The organism is Kitasatospora sp. NPDC086009, assembly GCF_044540385.1.
GTDB lineage: Bacteria > Actinomycetota > Actinomycetes > Streptomycetales > Streptomycetaceae > Kitasatospora.
In genome coordinates, this window is record NZ_JBITSA010000006.1 from 12669 (window position 1) to 32697 (window position 20029).

General features: G+C 74.2%; 16 protein-coding genes. 11 read left to right on the forward strand and 5 right to left on the reverse strand.

Translation table 11 applies throughout. From position 1 onward, the window contains the following. Window positions 1-3: 3 nt before the first annotated feature. The gene (locus ACIF6L_RS16735; protein WP_359806133.1) at window positions 4-483 is read right to left on the reverse strand and encodes a MarR family transcriptional regulator; all 480 of its coding nucleotides are present in this window, start codon (window positions 481-483) and stop codon (window positions 4-6) included. Window positions 484-605: 122 nt separating this feature from the next. Between ACIF6L_RS16735 and ilvA the strand changes: the two genes are divergently transcribed. From ilvA to ACIF6L_RS16750, 3 genes are all read left to right on the forward strand, one after another. Beyond that, window positions 606-1817, forward strand: coding sequence for a threonine ammonia-lyase (gene ilvA / locus ACIF6L_RS16740; RefSeq protein WP_359806131.1), 1212 nt, complete (start codon window positions 606-608; stop codon window positions 1815-1817). Window positions 1818-1988: 171 nt separating this feature from the next. Continuing rightward, window positions 1989-3059 carry an ATP-binding cassette domain-containing protein gene (locus ACIF6L_RS16745; protein ID WP_396488652.1) on the forward strand — a complete coding sequence of 357 codons (1071 nt, stop codon included), beginning with the start codon at window positions 1989-1991 and terminating at the stop codon, window positions 3057-3059. A gap of 1 nt (window position 3060) precedes the next feature. Then, on the forward strand, window positions 3061-3918 hold the full coding sequence (locus tag ACIF6L_RS16750; RefSeq protein ID WP_396488650.1) for an ABC transporter permease: 858 nt from the start codon (window positions 3061-3063) through the stop codon (window positions 3916-3918). A gap of 74 nt (window positions 3919-3992) precedes the next feature. Here the strand turns inward: ACIF6L_RS16750 and greA are convergent, their stop codons facing one another. Together greA and ACIF6L_RS16760 are read right to left on the reverse strand one after the other, a co-directional pair. Next, the gene (greA, locus tag ACIF6L_RS16755; RefSeq protein ID WP_329489364.1) at window positions 3993-4493 is read right to left on the reverse strand and encodes a transcription elongation factor GreA; all 501 of its coding nucleotides are present in this window, start codon (window positions 4491-4493) and stop codon (window positions 3993-3995) included. Window positions 4494-4780: 287 nt separating this feature from the next. Then, window positions 4781-5194 carry a DUF4307 domain-containing protein gene (locus ACIF6L_RS16760; protein ID WP_352289884.1) on the reverse strand — a complete coding sequence of 138 codons (414 nt, stop codon included), beginning with the start codon at window positions 5192-5194 and terminating at the stop codon, window positions 4781-4783. A 271-nt stretch (window positions 5195-5465) separates the two neighbouring features. Between ACIF6L_RS16760 and mca the strand changes: the two genes are divergently transcribed. Both mca and ACIF6L_RS16770 read left to right on the forward strand, forming a co-directional pair. Further along, on the forward strand, window positions 5466-6371 hold the full coding sequence (gene mca, locus ACIF6L_RS16765) for a mycothiol conjugate amidase Mca (protein ID WP_329489367.1): 906 nt from the start codon (window positions 5466-5468) through the stop codon (window positions 6369-6371). Between the two features lie 49 nt (window positions 6372-6420). Further along, a complete protein-coding gene (locus ACIF6L_RS16770; protein WP_396488647.1) occupies window positions 6421-6612 on the forward strand; it encodes a hypothetical protein in 192 nt (63 codons plus the stop codon). An 83-nt stretch (window positions 6613-6695) separates the two neighbouring features. Here the strand turns inward: ACIF6L_RS16770 and ACIF6L_RS16775 are convergent, their stop codons facing one another. Both ACIF6L_RS16775 and eccCa read right to left on the reverse strand, forming a co-directional pair. Then, on the reverse strand, window positions 6696-9278 hold the full coding sequence (locus ACIF6L_RS16775; protein ID WP_396488645.1) for a hypothetical protein: 2583 nt from the start codon (window positions 9276-9278) through the stop codon (window positions 6696-6698). After that, window positions 9275-13210, reverse strand: a complete 3936-nt coding sequence (gene eccCa, locus ACIF6L_RS16780) for a type VII secretion protein EccCa (RefSeq protein ID WP_396488930.1) — start codon at window positions 13208-13210, stop codon at window positions 9275-9277. The genes ACIF6L_RS16775 and eccCa overlap by 4 nt, the downstream gene beginning before the upstream one ends. A 349-nt stretch (window positions 13211-13559) precedes the next feature. Between eccCa and eccD the strand changes: the two genes are divergently transcribed. The 6 genes from eccD to ACIF6L_RS16810 all read left to right on the forward strand — a co-directional run bounded on the left by eccD (window position 13560) and on the right by ACIF6L_RS16810 (window position 19964). Then, window positions 13560-14966, forward strand: a complete 1407-nt coding sequence (eccD, locus tag ACIF6L_RS16785) for a type VII secretion integral membrane protein EccD (RefSeq protein ID WP_359806122.1) — start codon at window positions 13560-13562, stop codon at window positions 14964-14966. 81 nt (window positions 14967-15047) lie between these two features. After that, entirely contained in the window at window positions 15048-16496 is a 1449-nt protein-coding gene (gene eccB / locus ACIF6L_RS16790) for a type VII secretion protein EccB (protein ID WP_396488643.1), read from the forward strand. Between the two features lie 74 nt (window positions 16497-16570). Further along, window positions 16571-16912, forward strand: coding sequence for a hypothetical protein (locus ACIF6L_RS16795; protein WP_359836713.1), 342 nt, complete (start codon window positions 16571-16573; stop codon window positions 16910-16912). A gap of 47 nt (window positions 16913-16959) precedes the next feature. Further along, window positions 16960-17247, forward strand: a complete 288-nt coding sequence (locus ACIF6L_RS16800) for a hypothetical protein (protein ID WP_329489373.1) — start codon at window positions 16960-16962, stop codon at window positions 17245-17247. Next, window positions 17247-17660 carry a hypothetical protein gene (locus ACIF6L_RS16805; RefSeq protein WP_396488640.1) on the forward strand — a complete coding sequence of 138 codons (414 nt, stop codon included), beginning with the start codon at window positions 17247-17249 and terminating at the stop codon, window positions 17658-17660. Before ACIF6L_RS16800 ends, ACIF6L_RS16805 begins: the two co-directional genes overlap by 1 nt. Before the next feature lie 48 nt (window positions 17661-17708). Then, window positions 17709-19964, forward strand: coding sequence for a hypothetical protein (locus tag ACIF6L_RS16810; protein ID WP_396488639.1), 2256 nt, complete (start codon window positions 17709-17711; stop codon window positions 19962-19964). The last annotated feature ends 65 nt before the right edge of the window (window positions 19965-20029 follow it).

Consider the following 20029-nt stretch of genomic DNA (forward strand, 5'->3'; position numbering starts at 1 on the left):
TGCCTAGCCGCCCTGCCGGCCCGCCGTGTACGACTCCATGGAGTGGTTGAAGCGGGCCAGCAGGGCGCAGAACGCGCGCTGTTCCTCGGGCGCCCAGTCGGCCACCAGTCGGCGGGCCAACTCGGCCCGCCCGGCCCGGACTTCGGCCAGCCGACGGGCACCGATCGGGGAGAGTGCGAGCCGTACGGCACGGCGGTCGGCCGGGTCCTGGACCCGGCCGACCAGCCCGGCCGCGACCAGTGGGGCGACCTGCCGGGTGACGGTGGAGGAGTCGACGCCCAGGGCGTCGGCCAGGGCCTTGACGTTGGCGGGTCCGTGCCGCTCCAGCCGGTCGAGCAGCAGATAGGCGGCCCGGTCCAGTACGCCCACCCCGTCGGAGCTGCGGACCTGTTCCATGCGCCGGGCGAACACCGCCAGCTGGTACTGGAGTTGGGCGTGCAGGGGGTCGGTGCGGTCGGTGGCCTGGGGCGAGGTCGTCGTCATCGCGGCTCACGATCGTCGTGCGGTGAGGGAGGCTCAGGACCAGCAGCGTACGCGGGCCGGGCGGGCCCGGGAACAGTGCCGACATCCCGGGTTGGCACTCCCGCCCGCCGTAGGCTGGCGCCATGCACAGCTGGCCGATCACCATCGACGATGTCCGCGGCGCCCAGAAGATGCTCGCCGGGGTCGCCCGGGTGACACCGATGGAGGGCAGCCGGCACCTGTCCGCGCTGATCGGCGCGCCGGTCCACCTGAAGTGCGAGAACCTCCAGCGCACCGGTTCGTTCAAGCTGCGCGGGGCGTACGTGCGGATCGCGGGGCTCTCGCCGGTGCAGCGGGCCGGCGGGGTGGTCGCGGCGAGCGCCGGGAACCACGCCCAGGGCGTGGCGCTGGCGGCCGCGCTGCTCGGGGTCCGCTCGACGGTCTTCATGCCGGTGGCCGCGCCGCTGCCCAAGGTCGCGGCGACCCGCGAGTACGGCGCCGAGGTCCGGCTGTCCGGTGCCACGGTGGACGAGGCGCTGCGGGCCGCGCAGCGCTACTCGGAGGCGACCGGCGCGGTCTTCATCCACCCCTTCGACCACTGGGACGTGGTCACCGGGCAGGCCACCGTCGGCCTGGAGATCCTGGAGCAGTGCCCGGAGGTGCGCACCATCCTGGTCGGGGTGGGTGGCGGCGGGCTGCTGGCCGGGATCGCGGCGGCGGTGAAGCCGATCCGCCCGGACGTGCGGGTGATCGGGGTGCAGGCGGCCGCCGCGGCCGCGTACCCACCCTCGCTGGCGGCGGGTAGGCCGGTGACGCTGGAGCGCTACGCCACCATGGCGGACGGGATCATGGTCGGCCGGCCCGGGGACATCCCGTTCGAGGTGATCAACGCCCTGGCGGACGGTGTGCGGACGGTCTCCGAGGACTCCCTCTCGCGGGCCCTGCTGCTCGGCCTGGAGCGGCTGAAGCTGGTGGTGGAGCCGGCCGGGGCGAGCCCGGTGGCGGCCCTGCTGGAACAGCCGGAGTCCTTCGAGGGCCCGGTGGTGGCGGTGCTCTCGGGCGGCAACATCGACCCGCAGCTGATGCAGCGGGTGCTGCGGCACGGCCTGGCGGCGGCCGGGCGCTACCTGTCGCTGCGGGTGCGGCTGGCGGACCGGCCGGGCGCGCTGGCGGACCTGCTCGGGGTGCTCACCCGGGTGGACGCGAACGTGCTGGACGTGGCGCACGTGCGGATCGACCCGCAGCTCGGGCTGACCGAGGTCGAGGTGGACCTCCATCTGGAGACCAAGGGGCCCGAGCACTGCGCGGTGGTGGTCGGGGAGCTGCGCGAAGCCGGGTACGTCGTCTCGCACTGAGCGAGCGCGCCCGGCGCCGGGTGCTTCCGGGGCCCCTCGGAGCGACGGCCGAGTCGCCCGCCCGGCGAGGACCGAGTCGCCCGCCTGCCCGCATTCGGGGCAGAGTGGGACAGACCGCTGGAATTCGCCCAAGCGACAGCGCCCCTATCGTCCGAGGAGATGAGGCAGGCCATGGCGCCAGCCATCCAAGCCGAGAACCTGGTGAAGACCTTCGGTGACGTACGAGCCCTGGACGGCGTCAGCCTCGACGTCCCCGAGGGCACGGTGCTGGGGCTGCTCGGCCCGAACGGAGCCGGCAAGACCACCACCGTGCGCGTCCTCACCACCCTGCTCCGGCCCGATTCCGGCCGTGCGGTGGTCGCCGGGGTCGACGTCCTGAAACACCCCAACCAGGTGCGCAGCCTGATCGGCCTCTCCGGCCAGTACGCCGCCGTCGACGAGTACCTCACCGGGTTCGAGAACCTGCAGATGGTCGGCGAGCTGTACCAGATGACCGGCCGGGCGGCGAAGGCCCGGGCGCTGGAGCTGCTGGAGTGGTTCAACCTCTCCGAGGCCAGGGACCGCACCGCCAAGACCTACTCCGGCGGCATGCGGCGCCGGCTCGACCTGGCCGCCGCGCTGGTCGTCCGGCCGCCGGTGATGTTCCTGGACGAGCCGACCACCGGACTCGACCCGCGCAACCGGCTGGCCCTCTGGGAGGTCATCGAGACCCTGGTCGAGCAGGGCACCACCCTGCTGCTCACCACCCAGTACCTGGAGGAGGCGGACCGCCTCGCCCACGACATCGCCGTGGTCGACCACGGCCGGGTGATCGCCCGCGGCACCGCCGACCAGCTCAAGGCGCAGATCGGCGGCGAGCGGATCGAGGTCGTGGTGCACCGCGCCGACCTCGTCGCCGAGGCCGTCGAGGCGCTGTCCGAGTACGCCAAGGGCGATCCGGCGGTGGAGAAGAACACCCGCCGGATCACCGTGCCGGTCAGTGGCGGCGCGCGAGTGCTCGCCGACGCCATCCGCGAGCTGGACGCTCGCTCCATCGAGATCGACGACATCGGCCTGCGCCGCCCGACCCTGGACGACGTCTTCCTCTCGCTCACCGGCCACGTCACGGCGGCCGAGGACGAGGAGGGCGGCGCCGCCGGCAAGGGCCGGGGCAAGGGGCACGGCGGGCACGACGGGGGCCGGGCCGGCGGGGACGGCCAGGACCCGGACCAGCAGGCCGTCCCCGCCGGAAAGGAACGGTGAGATGACCACTGCCACCGAGCACGCCATCGGCGGGGAGGTACCCAAGCAGCGCCGGGGCGCGGCGGCCACCCTGCACGACTCCTGGGTGGTCGCCCGGCGCAACCTGCGCCGGATGACCCGGATCCCCGAGATCGTGGTCTTCGGACTGATGCAGCCCGTGATGTTCGTGCTGCTGTTCTCCTACGTCATGGGCGGGGCGATCCAGATCCCCGGGACGCAGGCCAGCTCCGACTCGTACATCCAGTTCCTGATGGCCGGCATCTTCGCCCAGACGGTCACCTTCGCGACGGCCGGTGCCTCCGCCGGCATCGCGGAGGACATGACCAAGGGGCTGGTCGACCGCTTCCGCTCGCTGCCGATGGCCCGCTCGGCGGTGCTGGTCGGCCGCACCCTGGCCGACCTCTGCCAGACCGCCTTCACCCTGGTGGTGCTGGCGGTGGTGGCGCTGCTGGTCGGCTGGCGGATCCACGAGGGGGTGCCGAAGGCGCTCGCCGCGTTCGGGCTGCTGCTCCTGCTCGGCTACGCGTTCTCCTGGATCGGCGCGCTGATCGGCCTCTCGGTCCGCAGTCCCGAGGCGGCCACCTCGGCCGGGCTGATCTGGCTCTTCCCGCTGACCTTCATCTCCAACGCCTTCGTGCCGATCAGCTCGATGCCGGGCTGGTTGCAGGGGATCGCCTACTGGAACCCGTTCAGCGCCACCGTGCAGGCCTGCCGCAACCTGTTCGGCAACCAGGTCGGGCCGGTGGACAGCGCCTGGCCGATGCAGCACGCGGAGCTGATGTCGGTGCTCTGGTCGGTGCTGATCACCGCCGTCTTCTCCTGGCTGTCGGTGCGCAAGTACCGCTCCGCCTCGGGCTGAGCCCGGCCGCCGGGATGCCGCGAGGGCGGCCGTGGACGAGGTCCACGGCCGCCGTCGGCGTCAGGTGCGGGGGATCAGCCGTTGTGCGGCTTGGCGTCGGTGACGGTGACCGAGGCGGCCTTGCCGTTCGGCAGCTCGTACGTCGCCTCGTCGCCGACCTTCTTGCCGTCGATGGCGCGGCCCAGCGGCGACTGCGGGGAGTACACGTCGAGGTCGTCGCTGCCGGCCATCTCGCGCGAGCCGAGCAGGAAGGTCATGGTGTCGTCCTCGTCGCCGTCGAAGGCGACCGTGACGACCATGCCGGGGGCCACCACGCCGGAGTCCGCGGGGGCCTCGCCGACCTTGGCGCGCTCCAGGAGCTGGGTGAGCTGGCGGATCCGCAGCTCGTACTTGCCCTGCTCCTCCTTGGCCGCGTGGTAACCGGCGTTCTCCTTGAGGTCACCCTCCTCGCGCGCCGCCTCGATCTTCTGGGCGATCTCGATGCGCCAGGGGCCGCTCAGATGCTCCAGCTCGGCCTTGAGCTGGTCATAGCCGGACTGAGTGAGCCAGGTCACGTTCTCGCTGGTCTGGGTCACGGGTGCTCCTCGTAGGTGCTGGGGCTGTGCTGAGGGTGTGAGTCGTCAGCAGGGTGGCGGTGGAGATATCGGTCGTAACTACAAAGCAACGCCCGCTCCCGTACCTCTCGGTGCGGAAGGGGCGAAACCACGAGCCTAACAACTCCGGCCGACAAGCGGGAGAGTCGTCGGCGCGTCATTGACGACAGCATTGCGCCGAGATGTACAGGACCGGTGTGCGGGACATCCTGACGGATTCCCGCTCTTCCGATCGAATATGCGCCCGGGCGGGTCGCGATCGACGGCCGCTACTTCGCCGGCGTGCATCCCAGCAGCTCGGCGGTGGTGCCGCGGGCGGTGGTCCGCAGGCTGACCACGGCGTCGTAGTCGCCGCCGGCGGCCGGTACGGGGAAGTCGGCCACCCCGACCACCGCGCCGTTCTCGCCCTGCGAGCGGACGGTGCAGCTGCCCGCCGTGCCGTCGCTCTTGCGCACCGCCAGGTGCAGCTGCACCTCGGTGTCCGAGACGGCCTGGAAGGAGGGGACGCTGCCGTTGATGGTGGTCTCGCGGATCAGGTACGAGCCGCCCAGCCAGGCCACCAGGCCCAGCCCCAGCACGCCGCAGACCGCACCCGCCACCTTGAGACGGCGGTCGGACTCGCGGTCGCCGCGCCGGCCGTAGCGCCCCTCGGGCAGCTGCGGGGTGGTGGTGCCTGCGCTCATCGGGCTCAGTCCTCTCCGGGAGGTACCCCCCGCGGTGGTGCCGGGGGAATGCGACGCTCCTCCAGTCCGTCACTATAGGAGGGGCACGCCCGCGGCCGGTCCGGCGGGGGCGCTGCTCGGCCGTGTCGGCGTCGTGCCGGCGGCGTGGTGAGGTCCTGCCGCGGCGCTCCCGGCGGCGGGCCCGCGGTGACGCGGCCCGAACCGAGCGGCTCGGACGGTGGGCAGACCGGACTTCGCGGAAGGCCCAGACATTGTGGAAGGAACGCACGCGTTGACTGAGCAGTTGCGACTGATGGCGGTGCACGCCCACCCGGACGACGAGTCCAGCAAGGGCGCTGCCACCATGGCCATGTACGTCGACCAGGGGGTGGATGTGCTGGTGGCCACCTGCACCGGGGGGGAACGCGGGTCGGTCCTCAATCCGAAGCTGCAGGGCAAGCCGGAGATCGAGGAGAACATCCACGAGGTCCGGCGCAAGGAGATGGACGAGGCGCGCCGGATCCTCGGAGTCCGGCAGGCCTGGCTGGGCTTCGTCGACTCGGGCCTGCCCGAGGGCGACCCGCTGCCCCCGCTGCCCGAGGGGTGCTTCGCCCTGAAGGACGTCGCGGAGGCGGCCGAGCCGCTGGTCCGGCTGATCCGCGAGTTCAAGCCGCAGGTCATCACGACCTACGACGAGAACGGCGGCTACCCGCACCCGGACCACATCATGACCCACAAGATCACCATGCTGGCCTTCGACGCCGCCGGTGACCCGGACGCCTACCCGGAGTCCGGTGAGCCCTGGCAGCCGCTGAAGGTCTACTACAACCACGGCTTCCCGATGGGCCGGATCCGCGAGCTGCACGCGTACCTCACCGAGCACGGCCACGAGTCGCCGTACGGCGAGTGGATCGAGGGCTGGGAGAAGAGCGGCCGCAAGGAGCGCGAGATCACCACCCGGGTCCGCTGCGACGACTGGTTCGAGACCAGGGACCGCGCGCTGATCGCGCACGCCACCCAGATCGACCCGGACGGGCCGTGGTTCCGCGTCCCGCTGGAGGTCCAGCGCGAGGTCTGGCCGACCGAGGACTACGAGCTGGCCCGGACCCTGATCGACGTCGACCTGCCGGAGGACGACCTGTTCGCCGGCCTGCGCACCCCCACCCTGGCCGCCGAGGCCACCGACACGCGCGACTGAACCACCCCCCGGTGGCCCGGCTCCCCGTGAGCCGGGCCACCATAGAGATATGAGTGCCCCCGTGAACCTCACCCACCTCGCCGCCGAGCTCGCCCTCGACGAGACCAAGGTGACCCCCGGACTGCTGGGCTTCGTCGTCTTCGCCGCCCTCGGCGTGGCCACCTGGTTCCTGGTCAAGTCGATGAACCGGCAATTCAAGCGCGTCGACTTCGTCGAGGAGCCGGAGGCTCCGAAGGAGTGAGGGCCGCCCCCTCCACGCGCGCGATGCGCGAGGACGGGGGCATGCCGAACCGTCTCGCGGACGCGACTGCCGCCCCGCGTGCCTCACCCGACGGCGACTCCCGGCGTCAGACGGAGCCGCTCCGGGCGGGCCGGCGGGCGCAGCCGCGCGGGCGGCAGCAGATCGCGGCGGTCCTGCCACGCCAGCAGCCGGGTCCGGGCCTGCGCGTCGTGCTCCTCGGCCGCCGCGTCCGCGGCGGGGCCGGTCGCGGCAGGGCCGGGGGCCGCCTCGCGCAGCAGCACCCGGACCGGGCGGTCCTCGCCGCCGGGCAGGACGTCCAGGACACGGAAGCGCGAGCCGGGCGGGAAGACCACCTCCGGGTCGCCGTCGTCGGCGATCACGGACGTCCGGCGGCCGGTGGCCGACCAGACGAGGAACTCCGTCGACGTCCCCGGGGCGAGGTCGGCCTCCGGAGTCCCGACGACCGGAGCGGGCTCCGTCAGCAGCGCCCCCCGCACGTAGAGGCGCAGCACCTCCTCGCCCGCGTCCGAGCCCAGCAGCACGGCGCCCCGGTGGTTGGGCAGCCGGCGCAGCCCGGAACCCAGGCACGCCAGGTACAGCTCCAGCGGTCCCGGTCCGCCGGGCCGGCGCGCCGCGGCCACCAACTCGGCGCGGGACGCGGGGATCCCGGTGTCTGCGTGGTGCAGGTACACGGCCGCGAGGTCGTCCTTCAGGTCGTCGCGGGGCTGTGAACGCAGCGCCGGCAGCCGCAGGGCGACCTGCTCGGCCTGGCTGGCGTAGCGGTGGAAGTGCGGGCCGAGCAGGGCCCGGAAGGCGGCCCGTTCGGCGGCGGTGGACGGCCGCCCCGAGCTGAAGGCGGCGTCCGGCGCGATGAGCCGGGGCACGGCGGGGACCTCGGCCGTGTCCTCGCCGTCGCCGTCGCCCGCGCCGCCCGGTGCGGTCGTGGGCTCGGCGGCGTGGTCGGTGGTGGTGGGCAGGATGACGGTGGGTTCGGTGTCCGGCCCGGGGGAGCCGGTGGACTCCGGGCCCGTCTCCGCGGGCACGAGCGCCGGTCCGGCCTCCGGGCCGGGGGCGTCCGTGCCGTCCGGGCCCTGCCCGGCGGGGCCGGGTGCGGGGGAGGGGCCGGTGGACGTGGCGGTCGGCACCGGCGGGGCCGGGAGGCCGGCACCGGTGGCGGGTTCGGTCGCGGGTGCGGTCGTGGGCGCGGTCAAGGGGGCGGGCGCGCGGGTGGGGCCGTTCAGGAGCAGTCCCGGTACCGCCGCGCCCGGGACGGTGAGGGCCGTCAGCAGGCCGTCCACGACAGCGAGCACCTCCGCCGGCACCGTCCGGTCGGCCGAGCCGACGATGAGCAGGGGGCGGTCCGGCCCGGGGTCGAGCAGCCGCGGGCCGTGGTCCGGCGGCGGGTCGTCGGGGCGCAGCCACAGGCCGGCCGGCACCGCCTCCAGGCGCCAGCCCGCCACCGGCGCGGGGTAGAGCGCGGGGCCGTCGGGCGGGGTGCCGTCGGGCAGGGGGCGCCAGGCGGAGGCGACCACGCGGCCCCGCCCGGGTGAGGCGGTCAGCTCGGTCAGCCACGGCTCCCAGCCGGGCGTGCCGTCGGCGGCCAGGACGCGGGCGGAGCAGCCGTCCGCGGTGCGCATCGGCAGGCCGACGGCGGCCCGGACGTCGCGGCCCAGCTCGGCCGCGAGGGCGGCGGTCAGCGCGACCAGCGCCGCGGTGGCCGCCCAGGGCGCGCTCACCAGCAGCTCGGCCGGAGCGGGCCGGACCCGGGCCAGCCGTTCGGCGACCCCGGCGGCCGCGGGCAGGGGCGCGCCGGGGTGGCCGACGACCAGGACCAGGGTGCCCGGCGCCGCCGTGGCGAGGTCCAACGGGCCGGAACGGACATCGGGGGCGGACTCGCCGTGGAGCCAGTAGCCGCCCGGCAGCTCGGTCACCAGCGGGCCCCCGCCGAGCGGGTCGCGCTCGTCGCCCGCCATCGGCGCCGGGGCAGGCGGAGGTGCCTGAGGGGCCGTCGCGGCCGGTACGGGTGTGCCGGCTGCCGGTACGGCGGGGGCGGACGCAGCCCGAGGGTCCGGCCCGGCGCTCCCGGGCCGCGGTGTCCGAGGCTCCGCCGGGTCTGCCGCCCACGCCCGGGCGGCCGTCCCGTCCGCCGTCTCCGGCAGCGGCCACACCGGCCCGAGCCGGCGGGCCGGGCCGGCCGGAGTGAACAGCCACCAGGAAGCCGGCGATCCCGGCCCGGCCCCGTCGGCCAGCAGGGTCCCGTCGGGCCGCAGGGTGACGACGCCGTCCGGGGCGACGATGCCGGTGGCGGCCAGTTCGGCGATCCGCTGGGCGGGCCGTCTGCCGTCCTGCTGGGCGGTGGCCAGGCCGGAGGCCGCCAGGACCAGGATCCCGGCCCGCCGGACGGCCGCGGTGCGCGCCAGCTCCGCCAGGCTCGCGAGCAGGACGGGCTGCGCGTCGGCGGCCGCCGCCAGCACCGTCACGGTCCCGACCACGGACGGCAGTGCGGCGAGCGCGGCGGCGAGTTCGGCGGGCAGCGCCGGCGCCGCCGCGGCCCCGTGCGCCGCGCCGGGTGCGATGACGAAGTGCGGACCCGCCTCGTGCAGCACCGCGGGGGCCGGGGCGTCGCGGTGACGGGTCAGCCAGCGCCGCACCGGCGCGGCGCTCACCGCTGCGCCCCTGCGTCCTCGTCGACGGCGGCGGTCTGCACCTGCACCGTGCGGCGCCGGGTGATGTGCAGGGCCCGCCCGGGCGGGAGGGCGCGGGGCTTGGTGTTGCCGAACAGGAAGCCCTCGCTCGGCGGGCAGGACAGCAGCACCGCCGGGGTGTTGACCTCCTCCAGCTTGCGCAGGAGCTGGTCCGAGGAGGCCCGTCCGATGCCGTTGGCGCTGCGCGCCACGATCAGGTGCAGGCCCAGCTCGACACCCTGCGCCAGGTAGTCCAGCAGCGGTGCGAACGGGTGGGCGGACATCCCGCCGGGGGAGCCGGCGACCAGCTCGTAGTCGTCGACCAGGATGAACAGCTCCGGGCCCTCCCACCAGTCCCGCAGCCGCAGCCGTTCCGGCGGGATGTCCACGCCGGGCAGCCGGTTGGCCATCGCCCGCGCCGCGCCGTCGACGATCTGACGCAGCGCGTCCACGGCGACCGCGTGCCCGAGCCGGTACTCCTGCGGTACCGCGCCCTGCAGCACCCGGCGGTAGTCGACCAGCATGATCCGCGCCTGGTCGGGGCGGTAGGCACTGGTGATGCCGGCCGCCACCAGTTTCAGGAGGTTCGTCTTGCCCGACTCGCTGTCACCGACCACCACCAGGTGCGGCGTCTCCTCGAAGTCGTGCCACAGCGTGTCCATCGAGACGTCCTGGAGCCCCAGCGGGACGCGCAGTCGGCCCTCGGGGGCGGGCAGCGCGGAGGCGGGCAGCTGCAGCGGCAGCATCCGGACCTCGGGCGCGCGCGCCCCCGTCCAGTGCTCCGCCACGGCGTCGACCAGGTCCGCCACCCCGTCGCCGAGGTCGTCGGTGCTGCCGGTGCCGTCCATCCGGGGCAGCGCGGTGAGGAAGTGCAGTTCCTCGGCGGTCAGACCCCGGCCGGGGAGCTTGGGGACCGTCGCGGCGACCCGCATGCCGATCGCGGAGTCGACGGGATCACCGAGCCGCAGCTCGAACCGGGTGCCCAGCAGGTCGCGCAGCGCGCCGGTGACCTCGCCCCAGCGGGTGGTGCCCACGATCAGGTGGATGCCGTAGTTGAGGCCGCGCTGGGCGATCAGGGTCAGCGCCGGCGCGAGGTCGGGGAACTCCTGGCGCACGGTGTTCCAGCCGTCGATCACCAGGAAGACGTCGCCGTGCGCCTCTTGCGGCAGCTGACCTGCGGCCAGCATCCGGCGGAAGGCCGCCACCGAGTCGATGCCGAGCTCGGCGAAGCGCTGCTCGCGCCGCGCGAGGATCGCGTTGACCTCCGCGACCGTGCGCACCACCCGCTCGGGGTCGTGCCGACCGGTGACCCCGCCCACGTGCGGCAGACCGCGCAGCGCGGAGAGCGTGCCGCCGCCGAAGTCCAGGCAGTAGAACTGCACTTCGCGCGGGGTGTGGGTGAGGGCGAGCGCCGTCATCAGGGCCCGCAGCAGGGTGGACTTGCCGCTCTGCGGACCACCCGCGATCCCCACGTGGCCGTCGGCCCCCGAGAGGTCGGCGGTGAGCAGGTCGCGCACCTGGTGGAAGGGCCGGTCGACGACGCCGACCGGAACGCTCAGGGTGCCGCGGCCCGAACCGCCCTCGGTGGTCAGCCCGTACTCCGGGTGCGGCGCCAGCGGCGGCAGCAGCTCGTCCAGGGTGGGCGGCACCCCCAGCGGCGGCAGCCACACCTGGTGCGCCGGCGGTCCCGCGTCCAGCAGCTTGTCGGCCGCGATGGCGAGCAGGGTGCCACCGTCCTGCGCCTCCTCCACCTGCGGCTCCTCCGGCACCGCGACGGGCTGACGCGGCGCCACGTACCCGGTGCCGTAGACGGCGACCTGCCCGGCCGCGGCCTGCTGGCGCGCGGCCGCGGGACGCGGTGCCCGGTAGGGGCCGGAGACGTACGCGGCCTTGAACCGGGTCAGGGTGGCGATGTCGCTGCGCAGGAAACCGTTGCCGGGCTGGGAGGGCAGGTGGTAGGCGTCCGGTACCCCCAGCACGCCCCGGCTCTCCATCGCCGAGAACGTCCGCAGTCCGACCCGGTACGACAGGTGCGACTCCAGCGCGTGCATCCGGCCCTCGTCCAGACGCTGCGAGGCCAGCAGCAGGTGCACGCCTAGCGAGCGGCCCAGGCGGCCGATCATGACGAACAGGTCCATGAAGTCGCGGTGCGCGGCCAGCAGTTCACTGAACTCGTCGACCACGACGAACAGCGTCGGCAGCGGCTCCAGATCGGCCCCGCCCGCCCGCGCGGTCTCGTAGTCCAGCAGCGAACTGTAGTTGCCCGCCGCCCGCAGCAGCTCCTGGCGACGCACCAGCTCCCCGTGCAGCGCGTCGCGCATCCGGTCCACCAGCGCCGCCTCGTCGGCCAGGTTGGTGATCACCGCCGAGGTGTGCGGCAGCCGGTCCAGACCCAGGAACGTCGCGCCGCCCTTGAAGTCGACCAGCACGAAGTTCAGCACCTCCGAGGAGTGCGTCAGGGCCAACGCCAGCACCAGCGTGCGCAGCAGCTCCGACTTGCCCGACCCGGTGGCCCCGATCAGCATCCCGTGCGGGCCCATGCCGCCCTGCGCCGACTCCTTGATGTCCAGCTCCACCGGCGTGCCGTCCGCGGCGATGCCCAGCGGCACCCGCAACCGGTCGGCGATCCCGCGCCGCGCCCAGTTCTGCGCCACGTCGTGCCGGTGCAGGTTCCGGATGCCCAGCAGCGACGCCAGGTCGAAATCACCCGCCAACGGCTCCCCGGCCTCCAACTGGTCCCCGAGCCGGTAGGGCGCCATCAGCGCGGCCAGCCGCCGCACCGCCGGCAACGACAACGCGTCGGGCCGCCCCAGCTCGGTCACCTCGTCACGGTGGTTGCGGTCCGCGCCGACCATCGCCAGCCGGCCCTCCTCGATCCGCAGCCGCAGCCGGTGCCGCAGTGGCTTCCACTCCAGCGCCTCACCCAGGTCCAGCAGCACCGCGTTGCGCCACCCCGCCAGCGCCGCCCGGCTGCCGGGACCGGCCGGTGCACCGTCCAGCACGATCACCGTGAACGGCTCGTCCCGGCCCGGCTGCGCCTCCGGCTCCCACGGCCCGCGCGCCGCGAACTCCTCGCCCATGACCTGCTCCAGCTCCGCGACCGACCCCGCCACCAGCCGCACCGGCCCCAGCGCGTCGGTGTCCACCGGGTGCAGCGCGTGCGGCAGCCACTTCGCCCACTCCCACTGCTCCCGGTGCTCCGCGTCCGCCACCACCGCGATCCGCAGCTCGTCCGGCGCGTGGAACAGCGCCAGCTGCGCCAGCATCGCCCGCGCCAGTGCCTGCGCCGCCGCCCGGTCGTCACCGCGCAGCAGCACCTGGGCGTACCCGCGCACGTACACCGCGATCGGCTGGTCCGCGACCGTGCCGTAGGCGTGGATGAACCGCCGCAGCGCGTGCGCGCACAACGGCTCCAGGTCCTCCACCGGCTTGGTCGACAGCGGCGCCAGCCGCACCGCCAGCCGCTGGTGCCCCACCCCGACCCGCACGTCACCGAAGTCCGGGTGCGTGCCGCGCCGCTCCCACAGCCGCGAGGTGCGGATCAGCGACGCCACCGCTCCCGGCGCCGGGTGCCGCCAGGCCGCCGCCTCCTGCTGACGCACGGTGTGCCCGCGCACCTGCCTGCGCATCTGTGACAGGTACCGCAGGTAGTCCCGCCGCTCGGCCCGCAGCTCCCGCTTGCGGTCGCTGGAACCGCGGATCAGCTGCGTCACCAGCATGCCCACCGCCGACAGGCCCATCATGCCCATCGCCACGTAGCCGAGCACCCCGCCGCCCTCACCCGGGCGCAGGAACACGAACACCATCGACAGCGAACTCAGCGCCATCGGCGCCATCGAGATCACGCTCGACATGCCGCTCTGCGACTCCGGCAGGACCGGCGGCTCCTGCAACTGGATCTCGCCGTCGGGCATCGCCGGACCGGGACGCCGCGGCGGACGGTCGACCAGCACCACACTCAACGAAAGCGCTCCTCGCACCAGGGGACGGCCCGCACCGTGCGCCGTCGCCCGGGACGCACACCGTCCACCCGGACCACGGCCACCACCCCGCCCCCGGTTCACCCCGCCCGGCCCGCTCCCGCCCGCGGTGAACCAACCACCCCCCGCCATCCGTGCCACCGGGCGGGGAGTGGCCGCCCGACCCGCCACCCCCGGACAGCCCCAGGCGGCCGCGCCCTCTTCCGAGGACCAGCCACCGCCGAGCCGGCCCCGCTCCCAGGCCCCCCGGCCCGGCCGGGGCCGCGGACCACGAGGGAGAACCGTGAACGGGAGTGCCAACGGGGCCGCCGTCGCCGCACTGTGCCGACTGAGGTTCCACGCCCCCCGGGCGGTGTTCGAACTCGCCGTCCCCGCCGACATCCCCCTGGCCGACCTGCTGCCCGCCGTCCTCGCCCACGCCGACCTCGACCCCGCCGAACCGGGTCTCGACGAGCAAGGCCTCGAACACGACGGCTGGGTCCTCCAACGCCTCGGCCACCCGCCCCTGGACGAGGAGCTCGGCGCCGACGCCCTCGACCTGCGCGACGGCGAGGACCTCTACCTGCGCCCACGCCGCGACGCCCTGCCCGAAGTCCACTACGACGACCTCGCCGACGGCGTCGCCACCGGCATGCGCGAACGCCCCGACACCTGGCGCCCGGCGCTCACCCACCACACCGCCCTCGTCCTGGCCGTCACCGCCCTGGCCGGCGGCATCGCACTCCTCCTCCTGCCCGGCCCGCCGCAGCTGCGCGCCGGCGCGGCCGCCATCACCGGCCTGTTCCTGCTCCTGGGCGCCCTCAGCGCCTCCCGGGCCGTCGGCGACGCCGCCGCCGGCACCGCCCTCGGCGCCACCGCCGTGCCCTACCTCGCCCTGGCCGGCGCCCTCCTCACCACCGACACCGGACCCTCCGCCACCGGAGCCCGCCTCCTCGCCGGCGGCTGCGCCGGCGCCGGAGCAGCCGTCCTCGCCATGGCCGCCGTCGGCTGCTCCGCCCCGCTCTTCCTCGGCCTGGTCCTGTTCGCCCTGCACGTCACCGCCACCGGCGCCCTGCTGCTCACCGGACTGACCGCACCCGCCACCGCCGCCGTCCTCGCCGTCCTCCCGGTCGCCACCGCCGGCTTCCTGCCCGGCCTCTGCTTCCGCCTGTCCGGGCTGCGCCTGCCCGCCCTGCCCCGCAACGCCGAGGAACTCCAGGAAGGCATCGAGGCCGTCCCCGCCGCCTCCGTCCGCTCCCGCAGCGTCGTCGCCGACGGCTTCCTGACGGCCTTCCACCTCGCCCTCGCCCCCGTCCTCGCCGGGTGCCTGACCGCCCTCGCCGGTCAGGACGGCTGGGCCCCCACCGCCCTGACCTGCGCGCTGTCCCTGCTGCTCCTGCTGCACGCCCGCGGCATCGGCGCCATCCCCCAGCGCCTGGCCGTCCTCGTCCCCGGCGCCCTGGGCCCCGCCGTGCTCACCGCCCACCTCGCCGTCGGCCAGTCCCCGTCCGCCCGTCTGGTCCTGCTCGCCGCCCTGCTCGCCACCGGCGCCGTCCTGGCCGCCGTCTCGTGGACCGTCCCGGGCCGACGCCTGCTGCCCTACTGGGGCCGCGCCGCCGACCTGCTGCACACCCTCGCCGCCATCACCGTGCTCCCGCTCGCCCTCTCCGCCGCCGGCGCCTACCAGGCACTACGCGCCATCGCCGGCTGAACCCGCACCGGCGGCACACCCCACGCCCGGCCCCCGCCCACGCGAGCAACCCCACGCCCCGCCACCGAGGAGAACCACGCCATGCAGTCGAAGCGCGACCAGGTGCAGGCCCACCTGTTCGTGATGGGCCGCCTCGCCACCGGCATGCTCCGCGGCGAACCCGACGCCCCCGACGCCCCCACCGGGCGCACCTCCCGCGGCATCGTCACCGGCATCGTCATCGCCGTCCTCGCCTGCCTGATCGCCGCCGTCTACGGCGTCCTCGTCCCCGGTGGCGCCACCGGCTGGAAGAAACCGGGCACCCTCGTCCTGGTCAAGGAGAGCGGCGCCCGCTACCTCTACCTCGACGGCACCCTCCACCCCCTGCTCAACGAGACGACCGCCCGCCTGATCGCCGGCGAGCAGCTCACCGTCGACCAGGTCAGCGTCCGTTCCCTGGCCGGCACCCCCCGCGGCACCCCGCTCGGCATCCTCGGCGCCCCCGACGGCCTGCCCGCACCCGACCGCCTCGCCACCGCCCCCTGGCTCGCCTGCGCCGCCCTGCGCCCCGGCCCGTCCGGCGCCCGCCGGCCCCAACTGGCCGTCGCCATCGACCCCACCACCCGCGGCACCGCCCTCTCCGACAACCAGGCCCTCCTGGTCACCGCCCCCGACGGCACCACCCACCTGCTGTGGCACGGCCGCCGGCTGCGCCTGGACACCCACAACGGCGCCCGCCTGGCCCTCGGCCAGAGCACCGCCACCGCCCAGCCCGTCCCCCAGGCCTTCCTCAACGCCCTGCCCGTCGGCCCCGACCTCGCCGCCCCCGACATCGACCAGCGCGGCACCCCCGGCCCCGACCTCGCCACCCGCCCCACCCGCATCGGACAACTCTTCACCGGCCCCGGTGGCGACCCCTACCTGCTCACCTCCGCCGGACTCACCCCGCTCACCACGATGGCCTTCGAACTGCTGCGCAACGACTCCCGCACCCAGCAGATCGCCTACCAGGGCGCCGCCGTCACCCCCGCCGCCCTGCGCCCCGCCGACCTCGCCGCCCACAGCGCGCCCCCCGCGACGGCCGCCACCCCCACCACCGCCCTGCCCACCACCCCGCCCGAGCTCCTGACCGCCCCCCAGGGCCGCAACGTCTGCGCCGAGCTGCGCCCGGGCGACCCCGCGCCCACCACCGCCGTCACCCTCCTCGACGACACCGCCCTCCAGGGCCCCGCCCCCGCCGCCCAGCCCGGCGTCGAGGCGGCCTGCGCCACCGCCGACACCATCGCGGTGCGCCCCGGCGGCGGCGCCCTGGTGCGCGCGTTGTCCACCGCCGGCACCGGCACCACCCTCTACCTGGTCACCGACACCGGGGTGAAGTACCCGCTGCCCTCGCCCGAGGTCGCCAAACAGCTCGGCTACGGCGAGGTCGCCCCCCCGGGCCTGCCCGAGGCGCTGCTGACCCTGCTGCCCACCGGACCCAGCCTCGACCCGGCCGCGCTCACCGGCGCCGCCGCCGCACCGAGCCCGGCCGGCCCCACCTGCCTGCGGTGAACCGCCGCCCCCCGCAGTTCCGTTGAGTCGAGTGAGCCCGGCAGCCGAAGCCGGGCCCGGAGGAAGGAACCCCCGTGGCGGCACTCAACCTGAAGACGGACGACGCGGTCGTCCGGAGCGTCCTGGCGACCCTGGAGGGCCACATCGACACGATGATGCGCGCCGCGACGCAGGTCCAGGACGTCAACGGCGAGATCCAGCAGCACTTCCAGGCCGCGTGCAGCTCCAAGTACCAGGAGAAGATCGCGGACTGGCAGAACCGCTACCAGCAGCTCAAGAACGCGTACCAGTCCTTCCACGGCAGCTTCGCCGCCGGCCACACGCAGGTCAACACCGCCCACGACGAGGCCCTGGCGGCCGGCGGAGGCTGGGGCGGCGCCTCCGACGAAGTCCTGAACGGCCTCAACCCCCGCTGACCCCGGCCCCCTTCAGGCCACCCGACGACCCGACCGAGAGGACCCCCATGGCCAGCATCCTGCTCAACCACGCCAATATCGACGAGGCCGCCGACGCCCTGACCCAGGCCGGCCAGGGCATGCACGCCGCGATGGACGACTGCATGGCCGCCATCAAGGCCGCCGAGGCCCAGCTCAGTGGTGACCTCGCCACCGCCGCCAATGCCTTCTACCAGGCGCTCGCCAACCAGAACAGCGCCATGAACAACGACATCATCCAGGGCGCCGACGTCCTGCGCGTCATGCACGGCCTGCTGCGCGACGCCGACAAGCGTGCCGCGGGGGGCGTCGGCTGATGGGGACGCCGGCGCCGCCGAACTACGAGCACACCCTCAGCGTCAACAAGGACGACCTCGAGTACTTCGCGAACACGGAGATCGGCGGCCTCCTGGACGACCTGAACCAGAACCCCGGCTACAACGTGATCCAGCGCTACGCCGGAATGCTGGACAGCGCGGGCAACTCGCTGCTGGTGGGCAACAAGCTCTTCTTCGCGGACTCGATCGTCCGCGACTTCAAGAACCTGGCCACCGGCCTGGCCACCGACCTCGGCACCCTCAAGGCCCAGATGCGCCAGGCCCAGGTGAAGATCCAGCTCACCCTGACCATCATGGAAGAGGCCCACGAGGAGGCCATGACGGCCGCCGAGATGATGGAGGTCCTCACCAAGGTGTCGACCGCCGCCCCGCCCAAGACCGGCTCACCGTAGAAGCGCTGACCGCAGAAGAGTTGACCGTACAAGGCAGGTGGGGGACTGGTGGCCGGGACCTGGGAGCAGGTGCTCGCGTTCTTCGGGGGCGCGGATCAGAAGATCGTCGACAGGACCAAGATCGCGGAGCTGCCCTCGGGGAGCAAGTCCTGGATCAGGCCGGAGCTGGTCACGAAGGGCACGATAGGTGCCGATTTCTACTTCGGGAAGCAGTCCGACGTCGGCAAGACGGACATGGCCAAAAAGGGTGAGGGCAAGCCCGACGTGTGGTGGGCGTGGAACTACACGCAGAAGAGCGGTAGCCACAGCCACATCCTGGTCGGGGTCCCGGTCAACTACACGGACTGGGGCAACGACGCGGACAAGCCGCTGTCCCAGTTCATCCACCAGCACGAGGGGGTCTTCGGACCGCTGGCATCCGGCGGTGGGAACGGCGCGATCGACCCCCGCACCCTGCGGGTCGCCGCGCAGGGCCTGCGGGACGTGGGCAAGTGGCTGGAAACCTGGTACCCGAGGGTGAAGAAGTGGGCCGAACTGATCGACGGCCCGGACAGCGACTGGCAGGGCGACGCGGCCGGCGAGTTCAAGATGCTGTTGAAGCGGTACGCGCTGGAGATCGAGACCATCCGCCTGCAACTGGACACGACCCAACACCCGCAAGACCTGGACGCGGCAGCCGCCCAGATCCCGAGGACGGTCACCGGCCTCTACACCGTCCACCAACAGTGGTGGGACTCAGGAACCCTGTGGCCCTCCCACGCCATCTACCAGGCCTTGGAAGAGGCGATGAGGGGCGTCACACCGACGCTCGACGATTCCGGAAACGTGACGTCCATCGCCTCCAACACGCTCGGTGATGCTACACAGGACTCCTTCTACGTCCTGCTGGAGCAGCGGGCGAAGGAGATCTGGCGGACCGACGTCGCCAGGTTCCTCGACCAGCGGAAGGGCGCGGACGGTGGCGGGACTGATCCGACGGACGCCCTGAACACCGCCTACACCAAGCTGATCACGGACTTCGGCCGCGGGTACGTCAACGTGAGCCTGGACCTGCCCACCGCGGCGCCGCCCGGCCCGGGGACGGGTGACGGCGGCGGCGGAGCGGGCGGCGGAGCAGGCGGAGGAGCGGGCGGAGGAGCGGGCGGCGGTGCCGGTGACGAGTCCGACCTGGGTGGTGGTGCCGGCGGAGGTGGCGGCGGCGACGGCAAGGGCGGCGGCAACACGACCCACCTTCCGCCGCCGCCCCCGGTCATCGGGTCCGGCGGCGGTGGCGGCGGTGGCGCCGGCCTCGGGGGCGACGGCGCCGGCACGCCGATCCTCGACAAGGACCACAAGCCCGTCCTGGGCGCCGACAAGAAGCCGGTGATGCTGCCCCCGGGCGGCTACATCGGCAAGGACGGCCAGGTGTACGACGCCAACGGCCAGAAGGTGACCGGCAAGGACGGCAAGCCCGTCGTCGTCCCCCCGGGTTCGGACGTTCCGCCGGGCACCGGCGGTGGCATCTACGGGCAGAACGCCAAGGTGCCCAAGGGCTCGAAGGTCCGCGACGACGGGACGGTCATCGGGCCCGACGACAAGGAGGTGCTGGACCGCGACGGCAACCCGGTGGTGCTGCCCAAGGGCGGATCCATCGCCGGCGACGGCACGCTGCTCGACTCGACCGGTCGTCCGATCTCCGACATCTCCCAGCGCTACACCGACCGGCAGCACGCCATCGACGCGATGGTCGGCAGCGGCAGCGGCGGTGGGACCGGGAGCGGGGGCGGCATCCGCCCGCCGTCCACGGGTTCCGACTGGAAGCTGGACCTCGGCTCCTCCTTCGGTGACTACGGCTCCGGCTCCGACTGGTCGTCGGGCTCCGGATCGGGGTCCGGCTCCGGCTCCGTGCCCACATACGCCAACCTCTTCGGTGGCACAGGGGGTGCGGGCTCAGGCTCCGGTGGCTCGTTGCCCCGGCTGGTCGGCTCCGGCGGCGGGCTGAGTCCGCAGGCCATCGAGAACAGCGGCGGGCTGGCTCCGGGCGGCAAGACGGCAGCCGTGGCGGCCGCCGAGGCCGCGGCCGCGGAGAAGGCCGCGACACAGAAGGCCGCCGCGATGGCTGCCGAGGAGCAGGCCGCGATGCGCGGCCGGTCGGTGTCCACCAGCGGCGGCGGAATGCCGATGATGCCGCCGATGGGCGGCATGGGCGGCGGCATGGGAGCGGGCCAAGGCGAGAAGGACCGTCAGCGCACCACCTGGCTGGCCGAGGACGAAGAGGTCTGGGGCACCGAGACCGGCGCGGTCGACGGTGTGATCGGCCGCTGAGCGCCCGGCGCACCGGCAGGAAGGGGCGGCGTCCCGGGAGGGACACCGCCCCTGGACAAGGAAAC

Excerpts from the sequence above, each read along its gene's own strand:
- ACIF6L_RS16735 (WP_359806133.1), bottom strand. The coding sequence starts at position 483 with ATGACGACGACCTCGCCCCAGGCCACCGACCGCACCGACCCCCTGCAC.
- ilvA (WP_359806131.1), top strand. The coding sequence starts at position 606 with ATGCACAGCTGGCCGATCACCATCGACGATGTCCGCGGCGCCCAGAAG.
- ACIF6L_RS16745 (WP_396488652.1), top strand. The coding sequence starts at position 1,989 with ATGGCGCCAGCCATCCAAGCCGAGAACCTGGTGAAGACCTTCGGTGAC.
- ACIF6L_RS16750 (WP_396488650.1), top strand. The coding sequence starts at position 3,061 with ATGACCACTGCCACCGAGCACGCCATCGGCGGGGAGGTACCCAAGCAG.
- ACIF6L_RS16760 (WP_352289884.1), bottom strand. The coding sequence starts at position 5,194 with ATGAGCGCAGGCACCACCACCCCGCAGCTGCCCGAGGGGCGCTACGGC.
- ACIF6L_RS16770 (WP_396488647.1), top strand. The coding sequence starts at position 6,421 with ATGAGTGCCCCCGTGAACCTCACCCACCTCGCCGCCGAGCTCGCCCTC.
- eccCa (WP_396488930.1), bottom strand. The coding sequence starts at position 13,210 with ATGCCCGACGGCGAGATCCAGTTGCAGGAGCCGCCGGTCCTGCCGGAG.
- eccB (WP_396488643.1), top strand. The coding sequence starts at position 15,048 with ATGCAGTCGAAGCGCGACCAGGTGCAGGCCCACCTGTTCGTGATGGGC.
- ACIF6L_RS16800 (WP_329489373.1), top strand. The coding sequence starts at position 16,960 with ATGGCCAGCATCCTGCTCAACCACGCCAATATCGACGAGGCCGCCGAC.
- ACIF6L_RS16805 (WP_396488640.1), top strand. The coding sequence starts at position 17,247 with ATGGGGACGCCGGCGCCGCCGAACTACGAGCACACCCTCAGCGTCAAC.